This is a genomic window from Mesorhizobium monacense (genome assembly GCF_056781675.1).
Genome location: NZ_CM165567.1, coordinates 1,800,933 through 1,825,114, shown reverse-complemented (window position 1 = coordinate 1,825,114; position 24,182 = coordinate 1,800,933). Strand labels below are relative to the sequence as shown.

21 protein-coding genes and 3 pseudogenes are annotated in these 24,182 nt (G+C 62.3%); 16 read left to right on the top strand and 8 right to left on the bottom strand.

The window, feature by feature from the left end:
* The first annotated feature begins 28 nt into the window (after positions 1 to 28).
* Positions 29 to 916: an SMP-30/gluconolactonase/LRE family protein gene (locus tag AC1RUK_RS08495; protein ID WP_481835971.1), complete on the top strand. Its 888-nt coding sequence runs from the start codon at positions 29 to 31 to the stop codon at positions 914 to 916.
* 130 nt (positions 917 to 1,046) lie between these two features.
* Here the strand turns inward: AC1RUK_RS08495 and AC1RUK_RS08490 are convergent.
* Positions 1,047 to 1,735: pseudogene (locus tag AC1RUK_RS08490) on the bottom strand (alpha/beta hydrolase).
* 188 nt (positions 1,736 to 1,923) lie between these two features.
* On the opposite strand from AC1RUK_RS08490, the gene AC1RUK_RS08485 reads away from it, so the two are divergent.
* The 7 genes from AC1RUK_RS08485 to AC1RUK_RS08455 all read left to right on the top strand — a co-directional run bounded on the left by AC1RUK_RS08485 (position 1,924) and on the right by AC1RUK_RS08455 (position 10,974).
* On the top strand, positions 1,924 to 3,483 hold the full coding sequence (locus AC1RUK_RS08485; protein WP_481835972.1) for a winged helix-turn-helix domain-containing protein: 1,560 nt from the start codon (positions 1,924 to 1,926) through the stop codon (positions 3,481 to 3,483).
* A gap of 184 nt (positions 3,484 to 3,667) precedes the next feature.
* Positions 3,668 to 4,684: a LacI family DNA-binding transcriptional regulator gene (locus AC1RUK_RS08480; RefSeq protein ID WP_481835973.1), complete on the top strand. Its 1,017-nt coding sequence runs from the start codon at positions 3,668 to 3,670 to the stop codon at positions 4,682 to 4,684.
* 37 nt (positions 4,685 to 4,721) lie between these two features.
* Positions 4,722 to 6,041 (top strand): ABC transporter substrate-binding protein, encoded by a 1,320-nt coding sequence (locus AC1RUK_RS08475; RefSeq protein ID WP_481835974.1) that lies wholly within the window; start codon positions 4,722 to 4,724, stop codon positions 6,039 to 6,041.
* A gap of 53 nt (positions 6,042 to 6,094) precedes the next feature.
* Positions 6,095 to 6,940 carry a carbohydrate ABC transporter permease gene (locus AC1RUK_RS08470; RefSeq protein WP_481835975.1) on the top strand — a complete coding sequence of 282 codons (846 nt, stop codon included), beginning with the start codon at positions 6,095 to 6,097 and terminating at the stop codon, positions 6,938 to 6,940.
* The gene (locus AC1RUK_RS08465; protein WP_481835976.1) at positions 6,937 to 7,770 is read left to right on the top strand and encodes a carbohydrate ABC transporter permease; all 834 of its coding nucleotides are present in this window, start codon (positions 6,937 to 6,939) and stop codon (positions 7,768 to 7,770) included. Before AC1RUK_RS08470 ends, AC1RUK_RS08465 begins: the two co-directional genes overlap by 4 nt.
* 22 nt (positions 7,771 to 7,792) lie before the next feature.
* Positions 7,793 to 9,904 (top strand): ADP-ribosylglycohydrolase family protein, encoded by a 2,112-nt coding sequence (locus AC1RUK_RS08460; protein ID WP_481835977.1) that lies wholly within the window; start codon positions 7,793 to 7,795, stop codon positions 9,902 to 9,904.
* Positions 9,904 to 10,974: an ABC transporter ATP-binding protein gene (locus tag AC1RUK_RS08455; protein ID WP_481835978.1), complete on the top strand. Its 1,071-nt coding sequence runs from the start codon at positions 9,904 to 9,906 to the stop codon at positions 10,972 to 10,974. The genes AC1RUK_RS08460 and AC1RUK_RS08455 overlap by 1 nt, the downstream gene beginning before the upstream one ends.
* A gap of 45 nt (positions 10,975 to 11,019) precedes the next feature.
* Here the strand turns inward: AC1RUK_RS08455 and AC1RUK_RS08450 are convergent.
* Positions 11,020 to 11,397 (bottom strand): annotated as a pseudogene (locus tag AC1RUK_RS08450) (LysR substrate-binding domain-containing protein); the annotation flags it as partial.
* 323 nt (positions 11,398 to 11,720) lie between these two features.
* A complete protein-coding gene (locus tag AC1RUK_RS08445; RefSeq protein ID WP_481835979.1) occupies positions 11,721 to 11,951 on the bottom strand; it encodes a type IV toxin-antitoxin system AbiEi family antitoxin domain-containing protein in 231 nt (76 codons plus the stop codon).
* Positions 11,952 to 12,241: 290 nt separating this feature from the next.
* Here AC1RUK_RS08445 and AC1RUK_RS08440 point away from each other — a divergent pair, with 290 nt between their 5' ends.
* Together AC1RUK_RS08440 and AC1RUK_RS08435 are read left to right on the top strand one after the other, a co-directional pair.
* A complete protein-coding gene (locus AC1RUK_RS08440) occupies positions 12,242 to 12,733 on the top strand; it encodes a hypothetical protein (RefSeq protein ID WP_481835980.1) in 492 nt (163 codons plus the stop codon).
* Between the two features lie 425 nt (positions 12,734 to 13,158).
* Positions 13,159 to 13,590 carry a cupin domain-containing protein gene (locus AC1RUK_RS08435; protein ID WP_481835981.1) on the top strand — a complete coding sequence of 144 codons (432 nt, stop codon included), beginning with the start codon at positions 13,159 to 13,161 and terminating at the stop codon, positions 13,588 to 13,590.
* A gap of 87 nt (positions 13,591 to 13,677) precedes the next feature.
* Here the strand turns inward: AC1RUK_RS08435 and AC1RUK_RS08430 are convergent.
* Positions 13,678 to 14,132: pseudogene (locus tag AC1RUK_RS08430) on the bottom strand (carboxymuconolactone decarboxylase family protein).
* A 222-nt stretch (positions 14,133 to 14,354) separates the two neighbouring features.
* On the opposite strand from AC1RUK_RS08430, the gene AC1RUK_RS08425 reads away from it, so the two are divergent.
* From AC1RUK_RS08425 to AC1RUK_RS08415, 3 genes are all read left to right on the top strand, one after another.
* A complete protein-coding gene (locus AC1RUK_RS08425) occupies positions 14,355 to 15,113 on the top strand; it encodes a copper homeostasis protein CutC (protein WP_481835982.1) in 759 nt (252 codons plus the stop codon).
* The gene (locus AC1RUK_RS08420; protein ID WP_481835983.1) at positions 15,110 to 15,604 is read left to right on the top strand and encodes a GNAT family N-acetyltransferase; all 495 of its coding nucleotides are present in this window, start codon (positions 15,110 to 15,112) and stop codon (positions 15,602 to 15,604) included. Before AC1RUK_RS08425 ends, AC1RUK_RS08420 begins: the two co-directional genes overlap by 4 nt.
* A gap of 78 nt (positions 15,605 to 15,682) precedes the next feature.
* Positions 15,683 to 16,171, top strand: coding sequence for an SRPBCC family protein (locus AC1RUK_RS08415; RefSeq protein ID WP_481835984.1), 489 nt, complete (start codon positions 15,683 to 15,685; stop codon positions 16,169 to 16,171).
* A gap of 73 nt (positions 16,172 to 16,244) precedes the next feature.
* On the opposite strand, the gene AC1RUK_RS08410 is transcribed toward AC1RUK_RS08415, so the two are convergent.
* The 3 genes from AC1RUK_RS08410 to AC1RUK_RS08400 form a co-directional block, all read right to left on the bottom strand.
* A complete protein-coding gene (locus AC1RUK_RS08410) occupies positions 16,245 to 17,042 on the bottom strand; it encodes an FAD binding domain-containing protein (RefSeq protein WP_481835985.1) in 798 nt (265 codons plus the stop codon).
* A gap of 122 nt (positions 17,043 to 17,164) precedes the next feature.
* On the bottom strand, positions 17,165 to 19,516 hold the full coding sequence (locus AC1RUK_RS08405) for a xanthine dehydrogenase family protein molybdopterin-binding subunit (RefSeq protein WP_481835986.1): 2,352 nt from the start codon (positions 19,514 to 19,516) through the stop codon (positions 17,165 to 17,167).
* Between the two features lie 129 nt (positions 19,517 to 19,645).
* Positions 19,646 to 20,146 (bottom strand): (2Fe-2S)-binding protein, encoded by a 501-nt coding sequence (locus AC1RUK_RS08400; RefSeq protein WP_481835987.1) that lies wholly within the window; start codon positions 20,144 to 20,146, stop codon positions 19,646 to 19,648.
* Positions 20,147 to 20,361: 215 nt separating this feature from the next.
* On the opposite strand from AC1RUK_RS08400, the gene AC1RUK_RS08395 reads away from it, so the two are divergent.
* The 3 genes from AC1RUK_RS08395 to AC1RUK_RS08385 are packed head-to-tail and all read left to right on the top strand — an operon-like array spanning position 20,362 to position 23,410.
* Positions 20,362 to 21,600, top strand: coding sequence for an FIST N-terminal domain-containing protein (locus tag AC1RUK_RS08395; protein ID WP_481835988.1), 1,239 nt, complete (start codon positions 20,362 to 20,364; stop codon positions 21,598 to 21,600).
* A 12-nt stretch (positions 21,601 to 21,612) separates the two neighbouring features.
* The gene (locus AC1RUK_RS08390) at positions 21,613 to 22,956 is read left to right on the top strand and encodes an ATP-binding response regulator (RefSeq protein ID WP_481835989.1); all 1,344 of its coding nucleotides are present in this window, start codon (positions 21,613 to 21,615) and stop codon (positions 22,954 to 22,956) included.
* Between the two features lie 40 nt (positions 22,957 to 22,996).
* The gene (locus tag AC1RUK_RS08385) at positions 22,997 to 23,410 is read left to right on the top strand and encodes an Imm8 family immunity protein (RefSeq protein ID WP_481835990.1); all 414 of its coding nucleotides are present in this window, start codon (positions 22,997 to 22,999) and stop codon (positions 23,408 to 23,410) included.
* Positions 23,411 to 23,469: 59 nt separating this feature from the next.
* Here the strand turns inward: AC1RUK_RS08385 and AC1RUK_RS08380 are convergent, their stop codons facing one another.
* Positions 23,470 to 24,153, bottom strand: coding sequence for a response regulator (locus AC1RUK_RS08380; protein ID WP_436172167.1), 684 nt, complete (start codon positions 24,151 to 24,153; stop codon positions 23,470 to 23,472).
* Positions 24,154 to 24,182 lie beyond the last annotated feature (29 nt).

The following is a 24,182-nucleotide window of genomic DNA, read 5'->3' as shown; positions in this document are numbered from 1 at the left end:
TACGCGATGGGCCAGAGGACTCCAGGACATGCCGACGGGCAATTCAGAATGGCAAATCTGTGCTCAAACTCGAGACCGACTGGGCGAGAGCATTTTGTGGCATCCGGTGGAGCAAGCTCTTTACTGGATCGATTTCTACGGTCCGCTCGTGCATCGCCAAAAGTGGGGCAGCACTCAGGTCGAAAGCTGGAAAATCGCTCCAGGGGTGACGATAGGATCGCTCGTTTTCGCCGATAAGGGTCGCCTCCTTCTCGCTGTTGATCATGGTCTTCATATCCTCGACACCTATACTGGCAGGACGCGCTTTTTCGCGGATCCAAAGAACGGGCAAACGAACCTGGTTTACAATGACGGCAAGGTCGACCGCGCCGGGCGCTACTGGATCGGAACCTACGACCTCTCGGAGAGGGAACCCAACGGAGTCTTCTACCGGATGCGATCAGACGGCACGGCACAAGAGGCCGACAAGGGTTTTGTTATCTGCAATGGCCCGACTTTCTCGCCTGACAATCGCAAGCTCTATTTCAGTGACACGGTCGGCCACCGTGTCCTCACTTATGATCTCGACTCTAACGGGATGATATCCGGCCGGCGGGTCTTCTTCGCCTTTGCAAACAATGACGGAATGCCCGACGGACTGACGGTCGATAGTGCCGGCAATGTCTGGTGCGCACTCTATGGCGGCAGCAAAGTCGTATGCATTGATGCCAAGGGAACGCTTCGAAAGTCGCTCTATTTGCCGGCCACCTTCGTCACAAGCCTCTGCTTCGGGGGGCCAGAACTGAAGACGCTGTTTGTAACGACGGGTTGGAACAACAGCACGACGGAAGCAACCAAGGCAGACGACGTTGGCGGTGCGGTCTTCATGCGGCCTGTCGATACTCCTGGCTTGGCGGAACCAGTCGTCTCGCTTTAGTCCGGTCGAAACCTTGCATCGCTTTTCAGTCTTCTTGATTCGAAATTCCTTGGGCGCCACGGATGGCCCTGGCACAGCAAGAAGCCTGGGCGCCGCGGCGCCCAGGCTATCGATCTCGGATGATGCGGGTTCAGTTCTTGCCGGCGGCGGCCTGCTTGATGAGGCTGGCGACAGCTGCAGGATCGGAGACGTAGACAGCGTGGCCACCTCCACCGTTGTTGCGCCGGCACGGTTCGCCATGTTGCGCTGTGCCGGCGGCGGGATCATCTTGTCGTCGGTGGCGACGAGATACCAGCTGGGCTTCACCTTCCAGGCCGGAGCGGTGACCTTGCCTTCAAGTGCGGGCACACCCCACGGAACCTGCGAGTCCGCCATGAAGGAGGCGAGTGAGGGACGGACATCGGCGGCGAACGAGGCGGCGAACTTCTCCTTGTCGAGCATCAGGAAGCCATCGACGGGCGGCAGGATCGGCGGCACCGGCGCTCCGGGCGGCGGGTTGGCGATCAGGCTCGAGACCGACTCGCCGGCGTCCGGCGCGAAGGCCGCGATATAGACGACTGCTGCCACCTTCGGATCGGTGCCGGCTTCCGACACCACGACGCCGCCATAGGAATGGCCGACCAGGATGACCTTGCCGGGAGCGGCGGCGATGGCGCGCTTGGTGACGGCAACGTCATCGGCGAGCGAGGTCGTCGGGTTCTGGACGATGGTGACGTCAAAGCCGTCCTTCTTGAGTTGGTGGTAGACGCCGTCCCAGCCGGAGCCATCGACGAAGCCGCCATGCACGAGCACGACCGAGTTTGCTGCAGTGTTGGACATTTGAGTTCTCCTTTTCAGATCGTTGATTGAAGCGTTTGTCGCAGGAGGACTATGCGGCAGGGCTGAGGGGCGCGCTTTGAGGCGGCCTTCAGGACCTCTTGATTTTACCTTGAGACCGCTTTGATTTTGGGTCCACGACGCGGCTACAGTGTCGGCCTATTGCCGCGCGCAGTCTGGAGCGAATGATTTTGCCGTATCTTTTTGAGGATTTCGCTCTGGATGGTGATCGCCGCGAACTGCGCCGCGGCAACGACCTGATCGCCGTCGAGCCGCAGGTGTTCGACCTGCTGCAATATCTGATCCGCCATCGCGAGCGGGTGGTCAGCAAGGACGATCTGATCGATGCGATCTGGCAGGGGCGCATCGTCTCGGACGCCACACTCGCCAGCCGCATCAACGCCGCCCGCAATGCGCTCCACGACAGTGGCGAGGAGCAGCGCCTCATCCGCACCATCCCGCGCAGAGGTCTTCGCTTCGTCGGTACCGTGCGCGAGGAGGCCCAGACGACGGAAACAGGGGCGATCGCCTCGTTGGAGCAACCGAAGCCCGGCCTAGGCATTCCCGCCCGTCCCTCCATCGCCGTGCTGCCCTTCGTGAACCTGAGCGGCGATCCCGAGCAGGATTATTTTGCCGACGGCATGGTCGAAGACATCATCACCGGCCTGTCGCGCATAAGGTGGCTGTTCGTCATCGCGCGAAATTCAAGCTTCACCTACAAGGGCCGTGCGGTGGACGTGAAGCAGGTCGGGCACGAACTCGGTGTGCGCTATGTGCTTGAGGGCAGCGTGCGCAAGGTAGGCAGCCGCGTCCGCATCACCAACCAGCTCATCGACGCCGAGGACGGCAGCCATTTGTGGGCCGAACGCTACGACCGCGACCTCACAGACGTGTTCGCGCTACAGGACGAGATCACCATCAGTGTGGTCGCCGCAATAGAGCCCAATTTGCGCCGGGCCGAGATCGAACGCGTCCGGCGTAAGCGCCCCGACAGCCTTGACGCCTATGACCTGCTGCTGCGCGCGCTACCCGATGTCTACACCTTCATGCCGCAAGGTGCTGCCCAGGGTCTGCCACTGCTCGACCAGGCTTTGGCCATCGAGCCGACCTACGCGCTCGCCCACGGCTTTGCCGCCTGGGCGCACCAAAGCCTCTTTGTGCGCGGCGGCATGCAGGCGGAGAACCGCGAAAAGTCGATCCGCCATGCCCATGCGGCGATCGAGCACGGCTCGGGCGATGCGATGGCGCTTGCTCTGGCCGGATTCACCATCGGCCTGGTGGAGCATGACCGCGGGCTGGCCGACGAGGCGTTTGCAGAGGCTTTGACACTCAGTGCGTCCTGCGCCTTCGTCTATGTCTTCGGCTGCGTGCCGGTGGCCTATGGCGGCGACGCGGCGCGGGCGATCGACTGGTGCGAGCAAGCGATGCGGCTGAGCCCGCTCGACGCCATGAGCTGCGTGCCGCAAGGCATCATCGGCTTCGGCAATTTCCTGTCCGGCCGGCACGAGCAGGCCATCACAGCGGGGCGGCGGGCGGTGGAACTGAATCCTGGGTTCAGCATCCTGCACGGATGGTTGGCGGCACCGCTTGCCAGGCTCGGTCGCCTCGACGAGGCAAAAGCGGCGGCCACGCGGCTCTTGTCACTCGACCCGCAATTCACCATCGGCCGCTGGTCTGCCGCCGTCGGACTTGCGCCTGACATCATCGATGACGTCACCGACGCCATGCGGATGGCGGGATTGCCGGGATAGCCAACCAAGGGGCACGCTGCCCAGGTCGAGGCCCGCAGGAGCCATTGGCGTCCGATTTCGTCCAATTGAAGCAGGCGTAGCTCGCTGACGCTTCGCGTCTGGAGCCTGAGCGCACCAAGCGCTTGACAACGGAAACAGAGTTACCTAGTGATACGTATCAGTAATACGTATCACTAGGCGAACCATGGCGAACGGCAGGGCGACGCAGAAGGATGTGGCAAGAGCGGCGGGGGTCTCGCAGGCCACCGTTTCCATGGTGCTGGGCGGCGGCAGCGCTCCTTCGATCCCGGCGGAGACCTGGGCCCGCATCACCAAGGCCGCCAAGGACCTTGGCTACGTCCCCAATCGCTTTGCGCAGGCGCTCAAGACCAGCCGTTCGATGACCATCGCCTGCATCGTGCCTGACATCACCAATCCTTTCTATCCGTCGCTGATCCGCGGCATCCAATCGGTGACAGACGGCCTGAGCTACGACGTCATCGCGGTCAACACGGATGGCACAGCGGAACGCGAGCGGCACTTCCTCGACTGGGCCCGGCAGGGTCGTGTCGATGGCGTGATCGGCGTTTTCTTCACCTTGCGTGCCAACGATTTCAGTCCCCTGGTCGAAGCCGGGGTTCCGGTGGTGCGGATCGAGTCTTCCAAGAAGCGCGGCGGCGAGATCGTCGTCGACGACATCTATGTCGACAGCCGGGCCGCGGCGCTTGCGGTCACGGATCACCTGATCAGCCAGGGCCATCAGCGCATCGCCATGGTAGCCGGCCGCGGTGGCCCCCAGGGCACACGCATCGACGGCTACCGCTCGGCCCTCGCCAAGGCAGGATATCCGGAGCATGTGATCATCGATGAGGAATTCTCGGAGATCGGCGGTACGCGCGCCGCCGAAGCCATACTCGCAAGCACATTTCAGCCGACGGCAATATTCGCCGCGAATGACCTGATGGCGATAGGCGTCATGCAGGCGCTGCGCGAGCGCGACATCGAGATACCCAAGGAGATCGCCGTCGTCGGCTTCGATGACATTCCTGCCGCGAAGCTGGTCACGCCGCCGCTGACCACGGTTGCACAGTTTCAATGGCAAATGGGAGCGCGCGCGGCACAGACGCTGATGGAGCGGCTGCGCGGCACGAAGACCGGCGCGGGGACCGCGCTGGAAATGCCGTTTGAACTTATCCAACGAGGCTCGACACGAGCCATCTAGCTACGGGCCGTCTGACAAAACCTGGGAGGAAGAAACCATGCAACGCCGTACAATTCTGAAAGCCGGACTTGGTCTGGCAAGCCTGCCGCTCCTGCCGCGCCTCGCCTTTTCGGCCGACCAGAAGCCTGTGACATTCTGGTATGAATCGGCATCGCCAGAGAACCAGGACAATCTCAAGAATCTGCTGGTGGACCCGTTCAACGTGGCCCATCCGCAAGAGCTCCTGAACATCGATTTCCGCGGCTCGGATCTCGACAAGCAGCTTCGTGTCGCGATGCTCTCGGGCACCGGACCCGACGTCGTCTTCACCGCAGGCCCGAGTTATGTCGCCGCCATGGCACAGGCCGGACAGCTCCTGCCCCTCGACGATTATGCCAAGAAATTCGGCTGGAACGAACGGCTGCTGCCCCTGTTCCTCGATCTCGGCCGCTACCAGGACAAGCTCTATGCGCTCGCCAAGACCTATGAGACGCTAGGGCTTTTCTACAACAAGACGCTGTTCGCGAAGAACAGTTGGAAAGCACCGACGACGATTGCGGAACTTGAAGCACTTGCCGACGAAATGAAGAGCAAGGGCCTCGTACCGTTCGGCGCTGGCAATGCCGATTGGCGTGCCGCGAACGAGTGGCATGTCTCGATTGCCATCAACTCGGTCGCCGGTCCGGAAAACGTCCACAAGGCATTGACCGGAGCCATTCAGTGGACCGATCCCGCCTTCGTCGCGGCAATCGACAAGCTGGCCGAGTGGTGGGACAAGGGCTATTTCGGCGAGAACTACTTCTCGCTGACCCTCGAGCAGTCCTTTGCGCAGATTGCCACCGGCCAGGCCGGCATGGCCCCTACGGGCACCTGGAGCTTCACCAACGTCAAGCCCTACTTCCCTGACAACAATGCCGAGCCGGGCTTTGTCGGCTTTCCCAGCGCATCCGGCGATGCGATCTTTCCGCTCGGCATCGGCTCGACACTCTCGGTCAATGCCAAGTCGGAAAACGCGGACGGTGCGGCCGCCGTGCTCGACTACATGTTCCAGGACGATTTCTACAGCAAGATGAACTCGGTCTGGCAAGGCGAATGGAACCTGCCGCTAGTGGATCTCTCCAAGGTGAAGCTCTCGGACAAGGTGCTGCCGCTCTACACCGAAGCCATGAAGGAGCTGTCCGCCGCCGTGGGCGCGGGCAAGTATGGCTATACGACGTGGACTTTCCTGCCGCCCGCGACCGACACGTATCTGGTCAGCGGCATGGAAGAGGTCTGGCTCAAGAAAACCTCATCCGCCGATTTCCTCAAGAAGCTCGACGAGACCTTCAAGCAGGAAAAGGACGCGGGCAAGGTGCCTGCAATTCCGCCCCGCGCCTGACACACCGCTGAGGGGCGGCGCGATATGCGCCGCCCCTCCCACGGAGGAATTCCATGCATCGGCTCTACATCGTCCCGACGATGATCATCAATGTCGTCATCGTGCTGGTTCCAGCACTTTTGACGGTCGCTCTCGCCTTCTGCAATTGGGACGGCATCTCAGCGCCGACTTTTGCCGGCCTCGATAATTTTCGGGCGTTGGCAGCCGATCACGTCTTCTGGTCGGCGCTCGGCAACAACATCATTTGGACGGTCGTCTTCCTGACCGTGCCGATCCTCATGGGCCTCGCTGCCGCATCGATGCTGCTGATCGTGCGGCGCGGCAGCAACTTCTTCCAGATCGTTTATTTCCTGCCGGTCGTCATTGCCACCGCCATCACGGCGCGCGTCTGGCAAGGCATGATCTACAGCCCCGTGACCGGGATCTTCGGCATCCTCAAGAGATACGGCATGCCGGTCCCCAATCCGCTGACGCAACCGCCGCTTGCGCTGTTCGGCGTCGCGACAGTCGATCTCTGGCACTGGTGGGGTTTTCTTTGCGTCATCTTCTTTGCTGCGCTCCGCCAGGTGCCGCAAGAGCAGATCGAGGCCGCGCGGATCGAGGGCGCCACCTATTTCCAGATGATGCGCTACGTGCTGTTGCCCGGCATTCGGCCGACCATAACACTCATGATGATCATGACGGTGATCTGGTCGTTCCTCGCCTTCGACTTCGTCTACATAATGACCCAGGGCGGCCCGGCATTTTCGAGCGAACTCCTGTCCACCCTCGCCTACCGCAAGGCGTTCTATGATCTGAATGTCGGGCAGGCCGCAGCGGCAGCGCTCGTCATCAGCCTGTTCGGGCTGGTGGGCACGTTCTTCTATGTCCGCATCCAGACGCGGGAGGGAGAGCAGTGAGACCTGTCGAAGCCCGCCTGACGCTGACAGTTTCCTATGCGCTTCTCGGCCTGTTCGCCGTCATCGCGCTGTTTCCGATCGCGCTTCTGGTGCTCAATTCCCTGAAGCCGGCCGCAGAGATCGTCCAGAACCCTCTGGGCCTCCCGGATCCGATCCGCTGGCAGAATTTCGTCAATGCCTGGAACCATGCGAAGTTTTCGAAGACCTTCGTAAATTCGCTTGTCGTCAGCGGCACGACGATCGTGCTGGTCTGTACGACCTCGTCGCTGACCGCCTATGTGTTGGCTCGCAAGAAGATCAAGTCGTGGAAGATCTTCACCTTCTACCTGCTCGCGACGACGACGGCGCCGATCCAGCTCTACATCTTCCCGCTCTATTTCGGCTTCGCCAAGCTTGGCCTGATCAACAATATCTTCGGCGTCGCGCTGATCTATACGGCACTTTACAGCCCCTTCGCGGTGATGCTGCTCAGAACCTACTTCATCGCGGTTCCGAAGGAACTCGAGGAAGCGGCGATCGTCGATGGCGCCACCTCCTGGCAGGTCTTTTGGCGGGTGATGCTGCCGATCGTCTCGCCCGGCATCCTGACGGTTGCGCTCATCATCGGCCTCAATTCGTGGAACGAGTTCCTGATAGCGACAACCTTCCTGCAGAAGCAGGAAAACGTCACCGCGGTCATCGCCTTCTATCTGCTCTCCGGCCAGTACAGCTCCGACTGGGGCGAGATCATGGCCGCTGCCCTCATCATCGTCGTGCCTGTCGTCCTGCTCTTCGTCTTCATGCAGAAGCGTTTCATCGAGGGCATGGCCGGCGGCTCGGTGAAGGGCTGATCCCTTTCGACTTGTGGAGTGAATGATGCAGTTTCCCAACGACTATCTCGAACGCGTCTATGCCGGCGTCCTCGGCAAGCTGGTGGGGGTCTATCTCGGCCGCCCTTTCGAGGGCTGGACGTACCAGAAGATCATGGATGAGCTCGGCCCGATCGAATACTACGTGCATGAGCGCCTGAACCAGCCGCTCGTCGTCACGGACGACGATGTCGCCGGCACCTTCACCTTCGTTCGCGCGCTGGAGGACTACGGTATCAAGGCAAGCCTCTCGGCAGAGGAAGTCGGCAAGGCCTGGCTCAACTACATCGTCGAGGAGCGCGCGATCCTGTGGTGGGGCGGCAACGGCAATTCCACCGAACACACCGCATGGCTGAACCTCAGGAAGGGCGTGCCCGCCCCGCACTCCGGTTCGATCGCAACCAATGGACAGGCGGTTGCCGAACAGATCGGGGCGCAGATCTTCATCGACGGCTGGGCCATGGTCGCGCCGCGCCAGCCGGAGCTTGCCGCAAGGCTCGCCGAACAGGCAGGCAAGGTCAGCCATGATGGCGAATCCGTTTACGCCGCCATGCTCTGGGCGGCGATGGAGGCCGAAGCCTTCGGCTCGTCAGACATCGACCACCTGATCGATATCGGCCTCAGCCAGATACCCGAGCACTGCCTGATCGCCAAACTGATCGCCGATATCAGGGCCTGGCACAAGGCGCATCCGGATTGGCGCGACACACGTCAGAAGATCGAGGACCACTACGGCTATGACAAATATCCCGGCAACTGCCATGTCGTGCCGAACCACGCGCTGATGATCATGGCCGTGCTCTATGCGCCGCAGGATTTCCAGAAGGCACAAATGATCGTCAACACGTCGGGTTGGGATACGGATTGCAATGCCGGCAATGTCGGCTGCCTGCTCGGCATCATGAACGGCCTCGACGGGCTGGACGAGGGCCCGGACTGGCGCGGGCCGATCGCCGACCGCATGCTGATCTCATCCGCCGATGGCGGCAACTCGATCAACGACGCCGTTCGCCAGACCTATTTCCTCACCAATCTCGGCCTGCAATTGGCCGGCAGCCAAAAGCTTGACGCGCCGAAGACCGGCGCGCAGTTCCATTTCTCGCTGCCCGGCAGCCAGCAAGGCTTCAGGCCGCAAGCCGGCCTTGATGTCAGTCGCGCGGTGCGCGTCGGCAATGCCGAGTTCGAGGGCAGCCGTGCTCTCGCAATCGACTACGAGGCATTAGGCCCCACGCAGGTCGCAGTCGTTGCCAGCCCGACCTTCTCGCCGCGCGAAATGCTCAACATGCGCACCTACGACCTGATGGCAACACCGCTTGTCTATCCCGGTCAGGTCGTGCGCGCTCGCGTCAAAGCCGATCAAAAGAACCGTGGCGGCGTCGGGGTAAGACTGCGGGCACGCGTTTACGACGAGCATGACGAATTGCGCGATGTCGATGGTTCCTTGGTGATCATCGAGCCTGGCAAGGAGGCCGTTCTGGAATGGGCTTTGCCAGACACCGGCGGCCAGCCGATCGCCGAGCTCGGCCTGGCGATTTCCAGCACAAGCAAGCGCGCCGATGGCCGCTTGCTTGTCGACTATGTCAGGTGGGATGGCACACCTGAGCTGACGCTGAAGCGCCCGGCTGGCGACGGCGATTTCTGGCGGTTGTCCTGGGTCAACGGCGCAGACTTCTTCTCCAAGCGCTATCCGGCGGCATTCCGGATATCGCAGAACAGCGGCGAAGGCATCATCATCCATGGCACGCGGCAGTGGGCCGATTACCAGGCGTCCGGCGATGTGATGATGCATCTCGGCAATTACGGCGGCCTCGCCATCCGGGCCCAGGGGCTGCGCCGCTACTACGGCGCCCGCGTCACCCGCGACGGCAAGATGCAGATCGTTCGCGTCCGCGACGAGAACACCGAGGTGCTCGCCGAGACCGCCTTCATCACCGAATTCGAGAAGTCGATATCGATGAAGGTGGCGGCCAAGGGCGACCGGATCACTTTCGAGGCCGACGGCATATCGCTTTTTGTGGAAGACAGCAGCCCGGAAGCTTTCCACGACGGCGGCATCGGTCTGCTGGTGCACGAAGGCGCCCTGTCGTCCAACGAAATCCGGATCGGAGCGGCCTGATGGCGAACGTCACGATCGACAAAGCCCGCAAGGCATACGGTCCGGTTGAGGTGCTTCATGGCGTCTCTGTCGACATTCGCGACGGCGAGTTCGTGGTGCTCGTCGGCCCGTCCGGCTGTGGAAAATCGACGCTGCTGCGGATGATCGCGGGGCTGGAAAACATCACCGGCGGGACGATCGGCATCGGCGGGCGGGTCGTCAACGACCTGGCTCCCAAGCAGCGCGACATCTCGATGGTGTTCCAGAACTACGCGCTCTATCCGCATATGACTGTGGCCGAGAACATGGCGTTTTCCCTGACGCTGGCCGGCGCGCCCAAAGTGGAGAAGCAAAAGCGCGTTGCGGAAGCCGCTGAGATACTGGGGCTGACGCCGCTTCTCGAGCGCTACCCGCGCCAGCTGTCGGGCGGCCAGCGCCAGCGCGTGGCCATGGGTCGATCGATCGTGCGCAAACCGCAGGTCTTCCTGTTCGATGAGCCCCTGTCCAATCTCGACGCAAAGCTGCGCGTCGCCATGCGTGCCGAGATCAAGAGCCTCCATCGTCGTCTTGCCACGACCACGATCTACGTTACGCATGACCAGGTCGAAGCCATGACCATGGCCGACCGTATTGTGGTAATGAATGGCGGCCATGTCGAACAGGTTGGCCGGCCGCTCGACCTCTATGATGATCCACAGAGCATGTTCGTTGCCGAATTCATCGGCTCGCCGGCGATGAACCTGCTGAAGGGTCACTTCGACAGCGCCGTCGGCCGGCCGGTCTTCAAGACCAATGACGGCATCATCCTGCCGCTGCCCGACAGCGTTTCAAGGCCATCCGGTACGGAAGCTGTATACGGCGTCAGGCCGGAATATTTCGCCATCGCCCCGGCAGGCTCCGGTATCCCGGCCCGCATCGTGGTCGTTGAGCCCCTCGGCCCCGAAACGCAGGTGACCGCGACCGTCGGGGGACAGACCGTGGTGACGATGTTTCACGATCGGATCAGGATGCAGCCTGACGAAATCATCTGGCTGCAGGCACAGGCCGATCGCGTCTGCCTGTTCGACACCGCAGGACGGCGGCTAACTTAGAACCTGTCGGCAAACAACGAGGTCTCAAGCGCAGCATGTGGGAGTTCACATGCCCCAGACCACCGCCTGCTCATGGCGCTTGATCAGGTGCTTGAGGTTGTCGAAGCTCTGGCGGATGTGCCTTGCGAAAGCATCGACGGCCGGTGCGCGCGGCGTATCGGCGAGCCGCAGCAGCCCTAGCGCTCGCTCGGGATGCGGGATTGCCACCGGCAGCGCGGTGATCGACTTGTCCTTGCGAAAGGCGAAAACGACGCTGTGCGGGAGCACGGTCAGCGCGTCGGTTTCCTTCATGCAGTTGATGGCGCTGGTCAGCGAGCCGGTCATCGCATGGAACGAGACAAGGCGAGCGAACGCCGACGAGGTTGGAAAGGGCGGACAGGAGCTAATGCACAAAGCCGGTTGATACCGCCGGATCAGGAGAACCCAATTGGGCCGTGCACCTTCGAGTGCGAGCTTTCGATCGGGACCTGAGCCGCGCGAATGGCATTATGGCCAGCGGCATATGGAGAGCCGCACCTGCAGGTCGGATACATGGCCGCACCAACCAGCAACTGCAGAGCGCTCAAATAGAACCCTTGCCAACGGAGAGCCGTCCATACACAGCCCAAACGCGACGGGTCAAGCGGCCTTCACGAGCAGTCCCTCGCCTCGGCGGCCTACGTCCGATCGACGCGTTTCGCGAAGGCCGGATTGCCGAGGTCATCGAAGCGGCGCGATCCTATGGCGCACTCGGCGCGGCCTGAAGGTCAGGCCGCCTTAAACGCAGCGGCTCGATACCGCCCATAACCGACCTTCACGAGTACCCCTTCCTCGCACATCCGGGAGAGATAGCACCGTGGGATGCCGATGTCGGTGAGATCGCGGGTCCGCACCTCGCCGCGCTCTTGCGCTAGAGCAACGGCGCGATTCCGGAGCGACGGCGGCCGCCCACCCGCAAGGCGTAGTGCTTCTGCGCGGTCCTGATCACGTTTTCGCATTTGATGCGACTGTGGCGCGTCTCGGCGTAGCGCTATGGCGAATTCGTATTTCGCCGCTTCGTCGATCCCGGGGAGCCAACAATTCCAAAGGCTTAAGAGACCTTGCTAACCGATGACTATTCGGTTGCATACGGCATATGCACGCATAGTGCCTTTGCCTGGCCGGACATAAGCAATCCTTGATTCCTGGCGGTTTCCTGCAACTATTGCCCGAAATCCATGTCAAATGGATGCAATGGGGGCATTGGACCATGGTGAGGAATCGGTTTGCAGGGCACGCCCTGGCTCTCTTGGCCGCTCACGCGTTCATCTCCGATGGTCGCGCCAATGACGCGACGAAGCCGGTCGAGGCAGCCGCGCGCATGTCCCATCTGCTCGACCGCTCCGACATGGCGAGAGCGTACGCAGGCGAATCGGACCTGGTAACCGCCTACACGACGGGAATGGCGCGCAATCGTCTCAATCTGACGGCGCGGGGCGGCGAAAACGACCTTGCGGTTCCTCTCGAGCCAAGGCTCCTGCGCACGGAGTTCCGTGCGCGGACGTGGCGGGCGGCGGACGGCAGCCTGTTGCAGGGTTTTGCTGGCACGGGCGGCTTCCGGCTGACGACCGGAAATTGCCTGGCCCGCTTCTGCGCCGCCAGCGAATGCAGCGATGACGGTTGGCCGGTCTACAAATGCAGTGACGGCCGCAAACGCAAGATGTCGGTCGCCGATTTCGTGACAGCAGTCTTCGACGGCGTCCCCTACCGGCGATTGAGCGCCCCTCCTCCCAAGCAGTAGCGCCACAAATCGATGCCATGAGCGGCAATGCCGAGTACCGGCGAAGGGATCGAGGCCTGAGGGCGCCGGGCACGCAAAACGAGCAATGATTTGACCGACATCCTGTGGTGCTGCGCAAGGGCCGAAGGGCCGGCTTACGCGATCGCGCAATAATCAATCCGGCGGACTTTGCTATGCTTGGCTCAGCGGCGGACTTGACGCCGCGTGGCCGGCGCCACCAGGCAACCCCAATCTCCCCGCCCCCTGCGGCGCCGGCCATCCTCGAAAAAGCGGCGATCAATCGATCGCATCGATTTTCAAATTCCGGATCCGCTGCCATTCCGCCCGACGGTGGTTTGCCACCCCTATCCTGTTCGGCTTTGCGAGATGCGCTTGCACGCGCATGCCCGCCGGGCAATGGTGCGACAGTGTCTTTGGGAGGAACCATGCGAAACATCCTGGCATCGGCGCTGCTGCTTTGCGCCGCGCTTTGTGCAGACACCGCCGAGGCGCTGGACAGCAGCGGAACGCCGGTCGTCGTGACGCCGCTCGCCGATCGCACGGAGACGGCCTCCGGCCAGCCGATCACGCTGCCGCAGAAAAACGTCCAGGTCCTGGTTTCGACCTTCGACATTGCGGTGAGCGCGACCTTGCCTGTGCACAAGCATCCATTTCCCCGCTATGCCTATGTCGAGGCCGGGACGCTCAAAGTCACGAATGTCGAGACCGGCAAGAGCAACACCTACAAGGCGGGCGATTTCATCGTCGAGATGATCGGCCAGTGGCACCAGGCCACCAATGTCGGCGACGGCCCGGTCAAGCTTTTGGTCATCGACCAGGTCGAGCAAGGCGCCAAGAACACAGTGCTGCGCCAGTAGCCGCACTTGGAGCGGCGAACCGCTCCAAAGGTTTGTTTTCACGCAATTCCGGACGGAAAACCGCTGCGCACTTTTCCTGGAACTGCTTTAGCCCCAGGCGCCGACCGGCTGCCTGGTGGCGGCGTTGAGGCGGTTGAACGCATTGATGAGCGCGATCTGGACGACCAGCGCGGCCAGCCCCTTCTCATCATAGTGCCGGGCGGCCTCGTCCCAGACATCGTCGGGGACCGCATCCGAACGGTCGCTCAGCCGGGTGGTCGCCTCGGCCAGCGCAAGGGCTGCGCGTTCGGCATCGTTGAAATAAGGCGTTTCGCGCCAGGCGGAGACGGCAAAGATACGCTCGTCCTTTTCGCCGGCCTTCTTCAGTTCGCGCGCATGCATGTCGACGCAGACGCTGCAGCCGTTGACCTGGCTGGCACGCAGGTGACGAGCTTGCGCGTCACATAGGGCACGTCGGCGGCCTCCGTCGACTTGTCCAGTGCCAGCAGCGCCTGCAATGCGCCGGGAATCAGCATCACCGGGTTTTTCAGTCGTGCTTGCATGATTGGTCTCCTTCCAATTTGTTTCGGGTGGACGGTCGTCGGTCACGCAACCAATAACCCGTCAGCTATGGATTATACATAACTCTTCAGTTATGGATATGTCAAGCATGGCCTGGCCCTGACCAGGCGCCACCTGTCGCGTGTTGGACCGATCATTGCTGCTTTAACGACGACAGGCCCGATGCTAGGGCTGGCCGTCAGCAATCATGAATGGATCGCCCCTTGGCCAGAAATGCACGCCTGCCCCTGATCGAACTGTGCGTCGAAGGCATTGACGGGCTGCTCGCCGCGCAAGCCGCCGGCGCCGACCGGGTCGAACTCTGCTCCAGCCTGGTCGAAGGCGGCATTACACCGAGCCTCGGCACGGTTCGCGCCGCGCTCGAGCTTGCGACCGTTCCCTTCCATGTCATCGTGCGGCCGCGCGGTGGTGACTTTCTCTACAGCGAGGCGGAATACCGTTCGATGCTGGCCGATGTCGGCGCGCTTCGCGATCTCGGCGCCGCCGGCGTCGTCGTAGGCTGCCTCAATGCGGACGGTACCATCGACGAGCAGCGCATGAGCGGACTGGTGCAGGCGGCCGGTTCGCTCAACGTCACCTGCCACCGCGCCTTCGACATGACGCGCGATGCGGCCGAGGCACTTGAAACCCTGATCCGCTGCAAGGTCGGCCGCGTGCTCACCAGCGGCCAGCGCGACACGGCGCTGGAGGGGGCGGACCTGCTGGCCGATCTTGTCCGACAGGCTGGCGACCGCATCATCATCCTCGGTTGCGGTGCGCTCGCCCCCGACAACATCGCCGAGGTGCTCAAAAAAACCGGCCTGAGCGAAATGCATTTCGCCGCGCTCTCCGACGTGCCGAGCCTAATGGCCTACCGCAATCCGCATGTCGGCATGGGCGGCACCGACCTCGATCGCGAATACCGCACCACCATCACCGACAAGGCACTGGTGGCGGCGACCATCGCGGCTGTCAGACGATGAGCGCATCTTTGCCGATAGACCGGGTCTTGCCCGAGGACGAACCCGCCATCTTGGCGCTCAACAACGAGCATGCGGCCGAACTGTCGTGGCTCGAGCCCGAGCGGCTGTCCTTCCTGATCGGCGAAGCATTCTACGCGCGCCGCATCGGCGCGCTCGAAGCCTTCATCATGACCTTCGACCAGGATGCCCGATACGACAGCCCGAACTTCCTCTGGTTCCGCGAGCGCTATCGGCGCTTCGTCTATGTCGACCGGGTGGTCGTCGCGGCGCAAGCGCGCGGCCGTGGCCATGCCCGCCGGCTCTACGAGGATCTGTTCGACCAGGTTTCGCGCGCCGGCCACACCATCGTCACCTGCGAGGTGAATGCCGATCCGCCCAATCCGGCCTCCGATGCCTTCCATGCCGCGCTCGGCTTTGCCGAGGTCGGCGATGCGGTGATCCATGGCGGCAAGAAGGCCGTGCGCTACTACGCCCGACAGATCGGCGGCTAACCCGCCAGTGAACTGCACTGGCGCTGCAAACAAGCCAAGGCTAATGTAATTGCTTCCGCCAGCCGGGGGCGAAACACCATGCCGAGCAACGTCTTCCGCTTCGACGAGAGCTGGGACATTCCCGAGGCGACGCCGCAAGAGGTGTGGGAGGTGCTCTCCGATGCCGAACTGCTGCCGCTCTGGTGGGGCGATGTCTACAAGGAGGTCGTGCCGCTCGACAGGAAGGGCAAGGGCGTCGTCGGCTCGCGGGCACGAGCCCGGGCCCGAGGCGCCTTGCCCTACGAGTTGAACTTCATCGTTGAGGCCGCCGAACTCCAACCTGGCCGGCTGGTGGTGGTCAAGACTTTTGGCGATTTCGACGGGCTCTGGCGGGCGGAACTGTCGCGCTCCGGAACCGGCACCCATGTCAAGCTGATCTGGCAGGTGACGGTGCTGAGGCCGATCTTGAAACTGCTGGCACCGATCCTGCGCCACGCCTTTGCCTGGAACCATCGCTGGACCACGCCGCGTGGTGAGGCCGGCCTGCGCCGTTATCTTGCCAAGCAGAAAAATAGCAGGGCGGCCTGATCGCACTGCGCAAGCCCTGAACCAAAGAAAAGGGGCCGCGAAGGCCCCTTCTCGATTCATGACCTGCAAGCGCTCAGGCGTTGGCGGCGGCCACCGCGCGCTTAGCCATCACCGCGATCAGATTGGCGCGATAGTCCGCCGAGGCATGGATGTCGGTCATCAAATTCTTGGCCGGCACTTTCACACCGTCGAGCGCCGATGCGGCAAAATTTTTCGCCAGTGCCGCCTCGATCTCCTTCGAGCGGAAGACGCCGTCATCACCAGCACCGGTGACGGCAGCACTGACCCCATCCTTGCCCTTGGCCACGAACACGCCGACGATCGCATAGCGCGATGCCGGATTGCGGAACTTTTCATAGGCAGCCTTGGCCGGCGCGCTGAAGCTCACCGCCGTGATAATCTCGCCTTCCTTCAGCGCCGTCTCGAACAGACCCTTGAAGAACTTGTCGGCGGCAATCTGACGCTTGTTGGTGACGATTGTTGCCCCCAGCGCCAGCAGGGCTGCCGGATAGTCGGCGGCCGGATCATTGTTGGCGATCGAACCGCCGATCGTGCCCCTGTGGCGCACCGCCGGATCGCCGATCAGCGACGCCATGTGGGCAAGCGCCGGACAGGCCTTTTTGAGCTTCTCGTCATTGGCGACATCGTAGTGCGTGGTGGCGGCGCCGATGGTCACGGTCTTGCCCGACACCTTGACGCCCTGCAGCTCCTTGATCCGGGACAGATCGACAAGGTCGGAAGGTGCTGCGAGCCGCGTCTTCATCGCCGGGATCAGCGTCATGCCGCCCGACAACAGCTTGGCGTCGCCGCTCTTGACCAGCTTGGCGGCGTCGGCGACCGAGGTGGCGCGGTGGTAGTTGACTGCGTACATGGGATTCTCCCCTGGATGAAGAGTGCTTGGTGAATAGTGAGTAGTCAGTAGTGAATGGTCAGGTGCCGCCTTGGTAAAGCGCTCTTCCATTCACCATTCACTACTTCCTACCCACTCCTGTTTCAGTGCTTCGTCGCGGCGCGGATCGCTGCCCAGACCGTGGACGGCGAGGCCGGCATGGCGATGTCGGTGATGCCGATGGCGTCGGTGATGGCGTTGATGACGGCCGGGGGCGATCCGATGGCGCCCGCCTCGCCGCAGCCCTTGATGCCGAGCGGATTGCTCGGGCACGGCGTGTTCGAGGTCGAGACCTTGAACGACGGCAGGTCGTCGGCACGCGGCATGGTGTAGTCCATGTAGCTTGCCGTCAGCAATTGTCCGCTGGCGTCATAGTGAGCGCCTTCCAGCAATGCCTGGCCGATGCCTTGGGCGATACCGCCGTGCACCTGCCCCTCGACGATCATCGGGTTGATGATGTTGCCGAAATCGTCCGCCGCGACGAACTGGACGATCTCGGTCATGCCGGTTTCCGGATCGATCTCGACCTCGCAGATGTAGCAGCCTGCCGGGAAGGTGAAGTTGGACGGATCGTAGAACGCCGTCTCCTTCAGCCCCGGCTCCATGCCGCTCGGCAGATTGTGGGCGGTGTAGGCAGCAAGCGCCATCTGGAACCACGGTATGTTCTTGTCAGTGCCGGCAACCTTCAGCGCCCCGTTTTCGATGACGATGTCGCCCTCGTCGGCTTCAAGCAAATGGGCGGCGATCTTCTTGGCCTTGGCCTCGACCTTGTCGAGCGCCTTGACGATGGCCGACATGCCGACGGCGCCGGAGCGCGAGCCATAGGTGCCCATGCCCATCTGCACCTTGTCGGTGTCGCCATGAACGATCGAGACGCTGTCGATCGGCACGCCGAAGCGCTCGTTGACCAATTGCGCGAACGTCGTCTCATGGCCCTGGCCATGGCTGTGCGAACCGGTCAGCACCTCGATCGTGCCGACGGCGTTGACCCGCACCTCGGCCGATTCCCAAAGGCCGACACCGGCGCCGAGCGAGCCGACCGCCGCCGACGGCGCGATGCCGCAGGCCTCGATGTAGCAGCTCATGCCGATGCCGCGCAGCAACCCCTTCTTGGCGGCAGCCGCCTTGCGCTTGGCAAAACCGGCATAGTCGGATGCCTTCATCGCCGCGTCGAGCGAGGCGGCATAGTCGCCGGCGTCATAGTTCATGATCACCGGCGTCTGATGCGGGAAGGAGGTGATGAAGTTCGTCCTCCGCAGCTCCGCCGGCGACACGCCGAGTTCGCGCGCCGCCGCCTCCATGGTGCGCTCGAGCAGATAGGTGGCTTCCGGCCGCCCTGCCCCGCGATAGGCGTCGACGGGCGCGGTGTTCGTATAGACCGTGCGTACATTGGCGTGGATCGCCGGAATGTCGTACTGGCCCGACAGCAGCGTCGCATAGAGATAGGTCGGCACACAGGACGAGAACAGCGACATGTAGGCGCCGAGATTGGCGATGGTGTCGACTTTCAGACCGGTTATCCGGTTGTTTTTGTCGAAGGCCATCTCCACCGTCGAGACATGATCGCGGCCATGCGCGTCGGAGAGGAAGCTTTCGGTGCGGTCGGCGACCCATTTGACCGGCACGCCGGTCTTCTTCGACGCCCACAGGCAGACGATCTCTTCCGGATAGATGTAGATCTTCGAGCCGAAGCCGCCGCCGACATCAGGCGCAATGACACGCAACTTGTTTTCCGGCGCGATGTTGTAGAAGGCGCTCATCACCAGCCGCGCGACATGCGGGTTCTGCGACGTCGTCCAGCAGGTATAGTGGTCCTCGGCCTTGTCGTAGTGGCCAAGGGCGGCCCGAGGCTCCATGGCGTTGGGCACCAGCCGGTTGTTGACGATCTTCATGCGGGTGACGTGGGCGGCGGCCTTGATCGCTGCGTCGGTCGCCTTGGCGTCGCCGATCTCCCAATCGAAGATCAAATTGTTCTCGGCCTCCGGATGGAGCTGCGGCGCACCCTTTTCGAGCGCCTTCGTCGCATCGACGACGGCTTTCAGTTCCTTGTAGGTGATCTCCACCGCCTCGACCGCATCGCGCGCCTGGCCCTTGGTCTCCGCGACCACGATGACGACTGCGTCGCCGACATAGCGCACCTTGTCGACGGCGAGCGGCGACCAGGCGCCCATCTTCATCGGCGAGCCGTCCTTGGAATGGATCATCCAGCCGCAGATGAGGTTGCCGATGCCGTCGGCCTTGAGCTCCTTGCCGGTCAGGACGCCGATGACGCCGGGCATGGCCTGAGCCTTCTTGACGTCGATCTTCTTGATCTGCGCATGCGCGTGCGGGCTGCGCACGAAGGCCGCATGCTTCATGCCGGGAACCACCATGTCGTCGACATAACGGCCGGCGCCGGTGATGAACCTCTTGTCTTCCTTGCGCGCGACCCGAGCGCCAACACCTTCAATGCCCATCGCAGAAATTCCTCCCAAAATTGCAGGGGAGTAGGTGAGTAGGGCAGTATGGCAGTAGGGAAATTGGCTCCATGTTCCGTATTGCCCTTTGCCCTACTCCCCTACTGCCCTACTCCCCTATTCCCTTACCTAAGCAGCTTGTTTCGCCTTGCCCTTGGCTCCCTTGGCCATCGTCTTCGATGCGGCGAGGATCGCCTTGACGATGTTGTGGTAGCCGGTGCAGCGGCAGATATTGCCTTCCAGTTCGGCGCGCACGGTCGCCTCGTCGAGGCCTTCCGGGTGGCGCGCGATCATGTCGGTCGCGGTCATGATCATGCCGGGCGTGCAGAAGCCGCATTGCAGGCCGTGATGTTCCTTGAACGCCGCCTGTACCGGATGCAGGTCCGCGCCGTTTGCCAGCCCTTCGATCGTCACGACGCTCGACCCGGAGGCCTGCACCGCGAGCATCGAGCAGGACTTCACCGCTCTGCCGTCGACATGCACGACGCAGGCGCCGCATTGCGAGGTGTCGCAGCCGACATGCGTCCCGGTGAGGCCGAGATTTTCCCGCAAGAAATGAACCAGCAGCGTCCGGTCTTCGGCAGTGCCGCTGACCCGCTTGCCGTTCACCATCAACGATACGTCCGACATGAAACCTCCCTGGGTAGTTTACCTTGGTCGTCCCGGCGCCGGTGTTGCCCGGACGCTGCGGCTATCGGCCTATTCCTATACCGCACAAAGCACGGGAAAAGTGCCTTGCGCCCTCCACGACGCGAGAATGCAGTTCGCCCGAAACGCCGCATATTGTACTTTCGGTCACGCCTGACGGGGCCGGCCCATTGCCAAAGCGACCCCCGAAGACAACAATGCCCTGCAACGCCCGCGTACCGGACACGCACAAGAACAGCGTTGGAGGACCTGCAGGAGGAAGGCAGCTGGCCAGTTCGAGCACGCGCTACGCATGCGGCCTCTCGGCGCTCACCACGGATGAGCCCGACACCAATGCTTTCGCCCAGGCCATCGCGGCGGAAGCAGCAGCGATCGACGCCGGCTTCGCGCTGCTGTTCTTCTCCCAGAGCCTGGTCGAGGCGACAGCCCTGTCCCAGGCGCTGAAGGCGCACGCGCCGTCGCTTGCCTATGCCGGCTGTTCGACCGCCGGCGAGATCACGCCGCAAGGTCTGGAGGAAGGTCACATCCTTGCCTTGCTGCTCCCTTCGGCGTCGTTTTCGACGGTCAGCATCATGGTCGACAACCTCTCCTCGTCGGGCATGGACAGGATCACCGGCGAAGTCGCAGCACTGAGGCGCCTGCTGCGCGGACGCGTCGGCCACGCACTGGCCAAGGGCACCTTCGCGCTCTGCTTCATCGACGGGCTCTCCTATGCCGAGGAAGCAGTGACCTCGGCCATCCATTGGGGGCTGGACGACATTCCGCTGATCGGCGGCTCGGCGGGCGACGATCTGAAGTTCGAGACGACCAGGCTGATCTCGAACGGCAAGGTCGCCTCAGACAGCGCCATCATCGTGCTGATCACCACGGAAATTCCGTTCCACGTCTTCAAGACCGACAATTTCATCCCCACCGACGAGAAGCTGGTGGTGACGGCGTCCGATCCCGATCACCGCATCGTGCGCGAATTCAACGCCACCAACGCCGCGGAGGAGTATGCCGCTTCAGTCGGCATCATCCCGCAGACGCTGACGCCGCTCAGCTTCGCCTCGCACCCGGTGGTGGTGAAGGTCGGCGGCGAATATTATTGCCGCTCGATCCAGAGGATGCATGCCGACGGCTCGCTGTCGTTCTTCTGCGCCATCGACGACGGCGTCGTGCTCTCTATCGCCCAGCCGAAGAACATGGTGGAAGCAACGCGCGCAGCCCTTAAGGATGTCGAGGAAAAGCTGGGCGGCATCGACATGATCCTCGGTTTCGACTGCGTGCTGCGAAGGCTCGACGCCCGCAACCGCCAGGTCTTTCGCGACATTTCGGAGCTCTACCGGGTCAACAATGTTATTGGCTTCGGCACCTATGGCGAACAGTACCGGTCGATGCACCTCAACCAGACCTTCACCGGCATCGCCTTCGGCGAGCGCCAGGCGGCGGAATAGGATCTTTTTTTCATGCCGCTGAGAGACATCAACGACCTGGAGAAGCTGAAGAAGATCAACGCGGCGCTGGTCAGCCGCGTCGAGCGCTCGATGGACCAGCAGGGCAATGCCTTCTCGCTGTTCCAGACCGCGATTTCGCTGGAGAACCGGGTGCGCACGCGCACCGAGGAACTGCATTCGACCTTGCGCCGGCTCGAACAGTCGAACATCGACCTCAGCGCCGCCAAGGAAACCGCCGAACTGGCGAACCTGTCCAAGACCAGGTTCCTGGCCGCCGCCAGCCATGACGTGCTGCAGCCGCTGAACGCCGCCCACCTCTCCGTCTCGGCGCTGGCCGAACTGCAGACCAGCGACGAAGGCAAGAAGCTGGTGCGGCAGGTCGAGCGCTCGCTGGAGACGATGGAAGATCTGCTGCGCACGCTGCTCGACATTTCCAAGCTCGACGCCGGCGTCGTGCAGCCCGATACAGGCGACGTCAGCCTGGAGACGCTGTTCTCCTCGCTGCGCTCGGATTTTCTCCCTGTGGCTGAGATGAAGGGGCTGTCGCTAAAATTCCGGCCGGTCAACGCCGTCGTGCGGTCCGACCGCACCCTGCTGCGCCGTATCCTGCAGAACATCCTGTCCAATGCGCTACGCTACACCCGCTCCGGCGGCGTGCTCGTTGGCACCAGGCATCGTGGCGACATCATCCGCATCGATGTCGCCGACACCGGCTGCGGCATCCCCGACGACCAGCGCGAGGCGGTGTTCGAGGAATTCCACCGCGGCGGCACGACACTCGCCGATACCGGGCTTTCCGGCGGCGGGCTGGGACTGGGCCTCGCCATCGTGCGCCGCATGGCGGCAGCACTTGGCCATCCCGTGACGTTTTCGTCGAAGGTCGGCCGCGGCACCATTTTTCACATCGACGTGCCGGTCGGCATCGGCGCTTCGGCCGACGTCATCGCCGGCGCCGCCGACATGGAACGGCCGCGCGGCTACGGCCTGTTCGGCACCAAGGTGCTGCTGGTCGAGAACGACGCCGATGTGCTGCAAGCGATGACGTCCCTGCTCGAGCGCTGGCAATGCGTGGTGCGCGCGGCGACCTCGACCGACGACGCGCTGGACATGCTTGGCGATACGGACTGGGTGCCGGACATCGTCATCGCCGACCAGCATCTCGACGGCGGCGACCTCGGCACCGCCACCATCGCCGAGGTCCGCGACTATCTCGGCCGCCCGGTTCCCGCCCTGATCGTCACCGCCGACGCTTCAGAAATTGTCGCCAAAGCCGCCCGCGCCGACGGCATCGAGCTGATGCGAAAGCCGCTGCAGCCGGCGCAGTTGCGCGCGCTGCTGGCGCATCTGCTGGCTTAGAGCCAGCCGAGCAAATCAGAAAATCTGGAAGCCGCGGCGGGTGGCGAAGGAGAAAGTGCACTATCACCGTAATTCATGTGCAGGTAGCGAAATGATTGTGATAAAACATATTTATAGCCGGAACCTTTTGGTTGAAGGAAAGCTTTTAGATATTTGGGATTTGCCAAATCAGCCCAGCGTTTATTTGAATATTCGAGTAACTATTGGCTTCGATGGAAACAATTTTGAAGAGGTTTTTGATTCTGCAATTATAACTGGGAGTCTGGTCAAAAAACTAATCGACGATTCTGCCACCGAGCCGTATGGTGGAAAAGTCTTTAAATACAATGAATTCGATCCTGTTTTCATAAAATCGGATATCCATCAAAAGGTATTTAGCTGCGACAGAATGGACTTTCGAGAGAGTATTTCTGAGCTTTCAAAGATCATGGAATGGGATTTTGAGGGGATGTAAACTACCCCTCCGGTGTAAGAATTTCGAATTACCGCGACAGTGCATTTTCTAAGCGACGCTCAAAAACCCGCCTGATCCCGAAACAACTCCGCATTATCCAGCTTCGACACTTCGATCACCGCCTGGGTGCGGCTATACACGTTGAGCTTGCGCAGGATCTCCGAGACGTGTGCCTTGACCGTCGTCTCGCCGACCTGCAGTTCATAGGCGATCTGCTTGTTGAGCATGCCCTGGCGCAGCATCTGCAGCACCCTGAGTTGCTGCGGTGTCAATCTGGACAGGCGCTGCAGCATGTCGGCGCGGTCGGCGCTGTCGGCATCGGGCGGCTGGCCTTCATAGGTTTCGGGCACATAGATCGCGCCATCCATCACTGAACGGATGGCGGCGGCAAGATCGCTCTTGCGCGCCGATTTCGGGATGAAGCCGGCAGCGCCATAGGACAGCGCCTCGGAAATGATCCTCGGCTCCTCATAGCCCGAGACGATGACCACCGGCAGGCGCGGATGGCGGGTCCTGAGCTGCAGCAGCCCGTCGAAGCCATGCACGTCGGGCATGCTGAGGTCGAGCAGCGCAAGGTCGAACAGTTTTGTGCCGGCCAGAAGATCGAGCGCCTCGGCGATCGAGCGCGCCTCGACCGTATCGACGTCCGGATAGGCCATCTGCACGGCGCTGTGCAGCGCCTCGCGAAACAGCGGATGGTCGTCGATGATCAGAAACCTGGCGCGATCGTTGACTGCGGTCATGGTGAGGTCGCTTCACTTCGCTCAGAATA

Excerpts from the sequence above, each read along its gene's own strand:
- AC1RUK_RS08390 (WP_481835989.1), top strand. The coding sequence starts at position 21,613 with ATGCCGCTGAGAGACATCAACGACCTGGAGAAGCTGAAGAAGATCAAC.
- AC1RUK_RS08410 (WP_481835985.1), bottom strand. The coding sequence starts at position 17,042 with ATGTACGCAGTCAACTACCACCGCGCCACCTCGGTCGCCGACGCCGCC.
- AC1RUK_RS08415 (WP_481835984.1), top strand. The coding sequence starts at position 15,683 with ATGCCGAGCAACGTCTTCCGCTTCGACGAGAGCTGGGACATTCCCGAG.
- AC1RUK_RS08495 (WP_481835971.1), top strand. The coding sequence starts at position 29 with ATGCCGACGGGCAATTCAGAATGGCAAATCTGTGCTCAAACTCGAGAC.
- AC1RUK_RS08395 (WP_481835988.1), top strand. The coding sequence starts at position 20,362 with ATGCCCTGCAACGCCCGCGTACCGGACACGCACAAGAACAGCGTTGGA.
- AC1RUK_RS08480 (WP_481835973.1), top strand. The coding sequence starts at position 3,668 with ATGGCGAACGGCAGGGCGACGCAGAAGGATGTGGCAAGAGCGGCGGGG.
- AC1RUK_RS08405 (WP_481835986.1), bottom strand. The coding sequence starts at position 19,516 with ATGGGCATTGAAGGTGTTGGCGCTCGGGTCGCGCGCAAGGAAGACAAG.
- AC1RUK_RS08380 (WP_436172167.1), bottom strand. The coding sequence starts at position 24,153 with ATGACCGCAGTCAACGATCGCGCCAGGTTTCTGATCATCGACGACCAT.
- AC1RUK_RS08455 (WP_481835978.1), top strand. The coding sequence starts at position 9,904 with ATGGCGAACGTCACGATCGACAAAGCCCGCAAGGCATACGGTCCGGTT.
- AC1RUK_RS08475 (WP_481835974.1), top strand. The coding sequence starts at position 4,722 with ATGCAACGCCGTACAATTCTGAAAGCCGGACTTGGTCTGGCAAGCCTG.
- AC1RUK_RS08445 (WP_481835979.1), bottom strand. The coding sequence starts at position 11,951 with ATGCGAAAACGTGATCAGGACCGCGCAGAAGCACTACGCCTTGCGGGT.
- AC1RUK_RS08400 (WP_481835987.1), bottom strand. The coding sequence starts at position 20,146 with ATGTCGGACGTATCGTTGATGGTGAACGGCAAGCGGGTCAGCGGCACT.
- AC1RUK_RS08420 (WP_481835983.1), top strand. The coding sequence starts at position 15,110 with ATGAGCGCATCTTTGCCGATAGACCGGGTCTTGCCCGAGGACGAACCC.
- AC1RUK_RS08470 (WP_481835975.1), top strand. The coding sequence starts at position 6,095 with ATGCATCGGCTCTACATCGTCCCGACGATGATCATCAATGTCGTCATC.
- AC1RUK_RS08435 (WP_481835981.1), top strand. The coding sequence starts at position 13,159 with ATGCGAAACATCCTGGCATCGGCGCTGCTGCTTTGCGCCGCGCTTTGT.
- AC1RUK_RS08460 (WP_481835977.1), top strand. The coding sequence starts at position 7,793 with ATGATGCAGTTTCCCAACGACTATCTCGAACGCGTCTATGCCGGCGTC.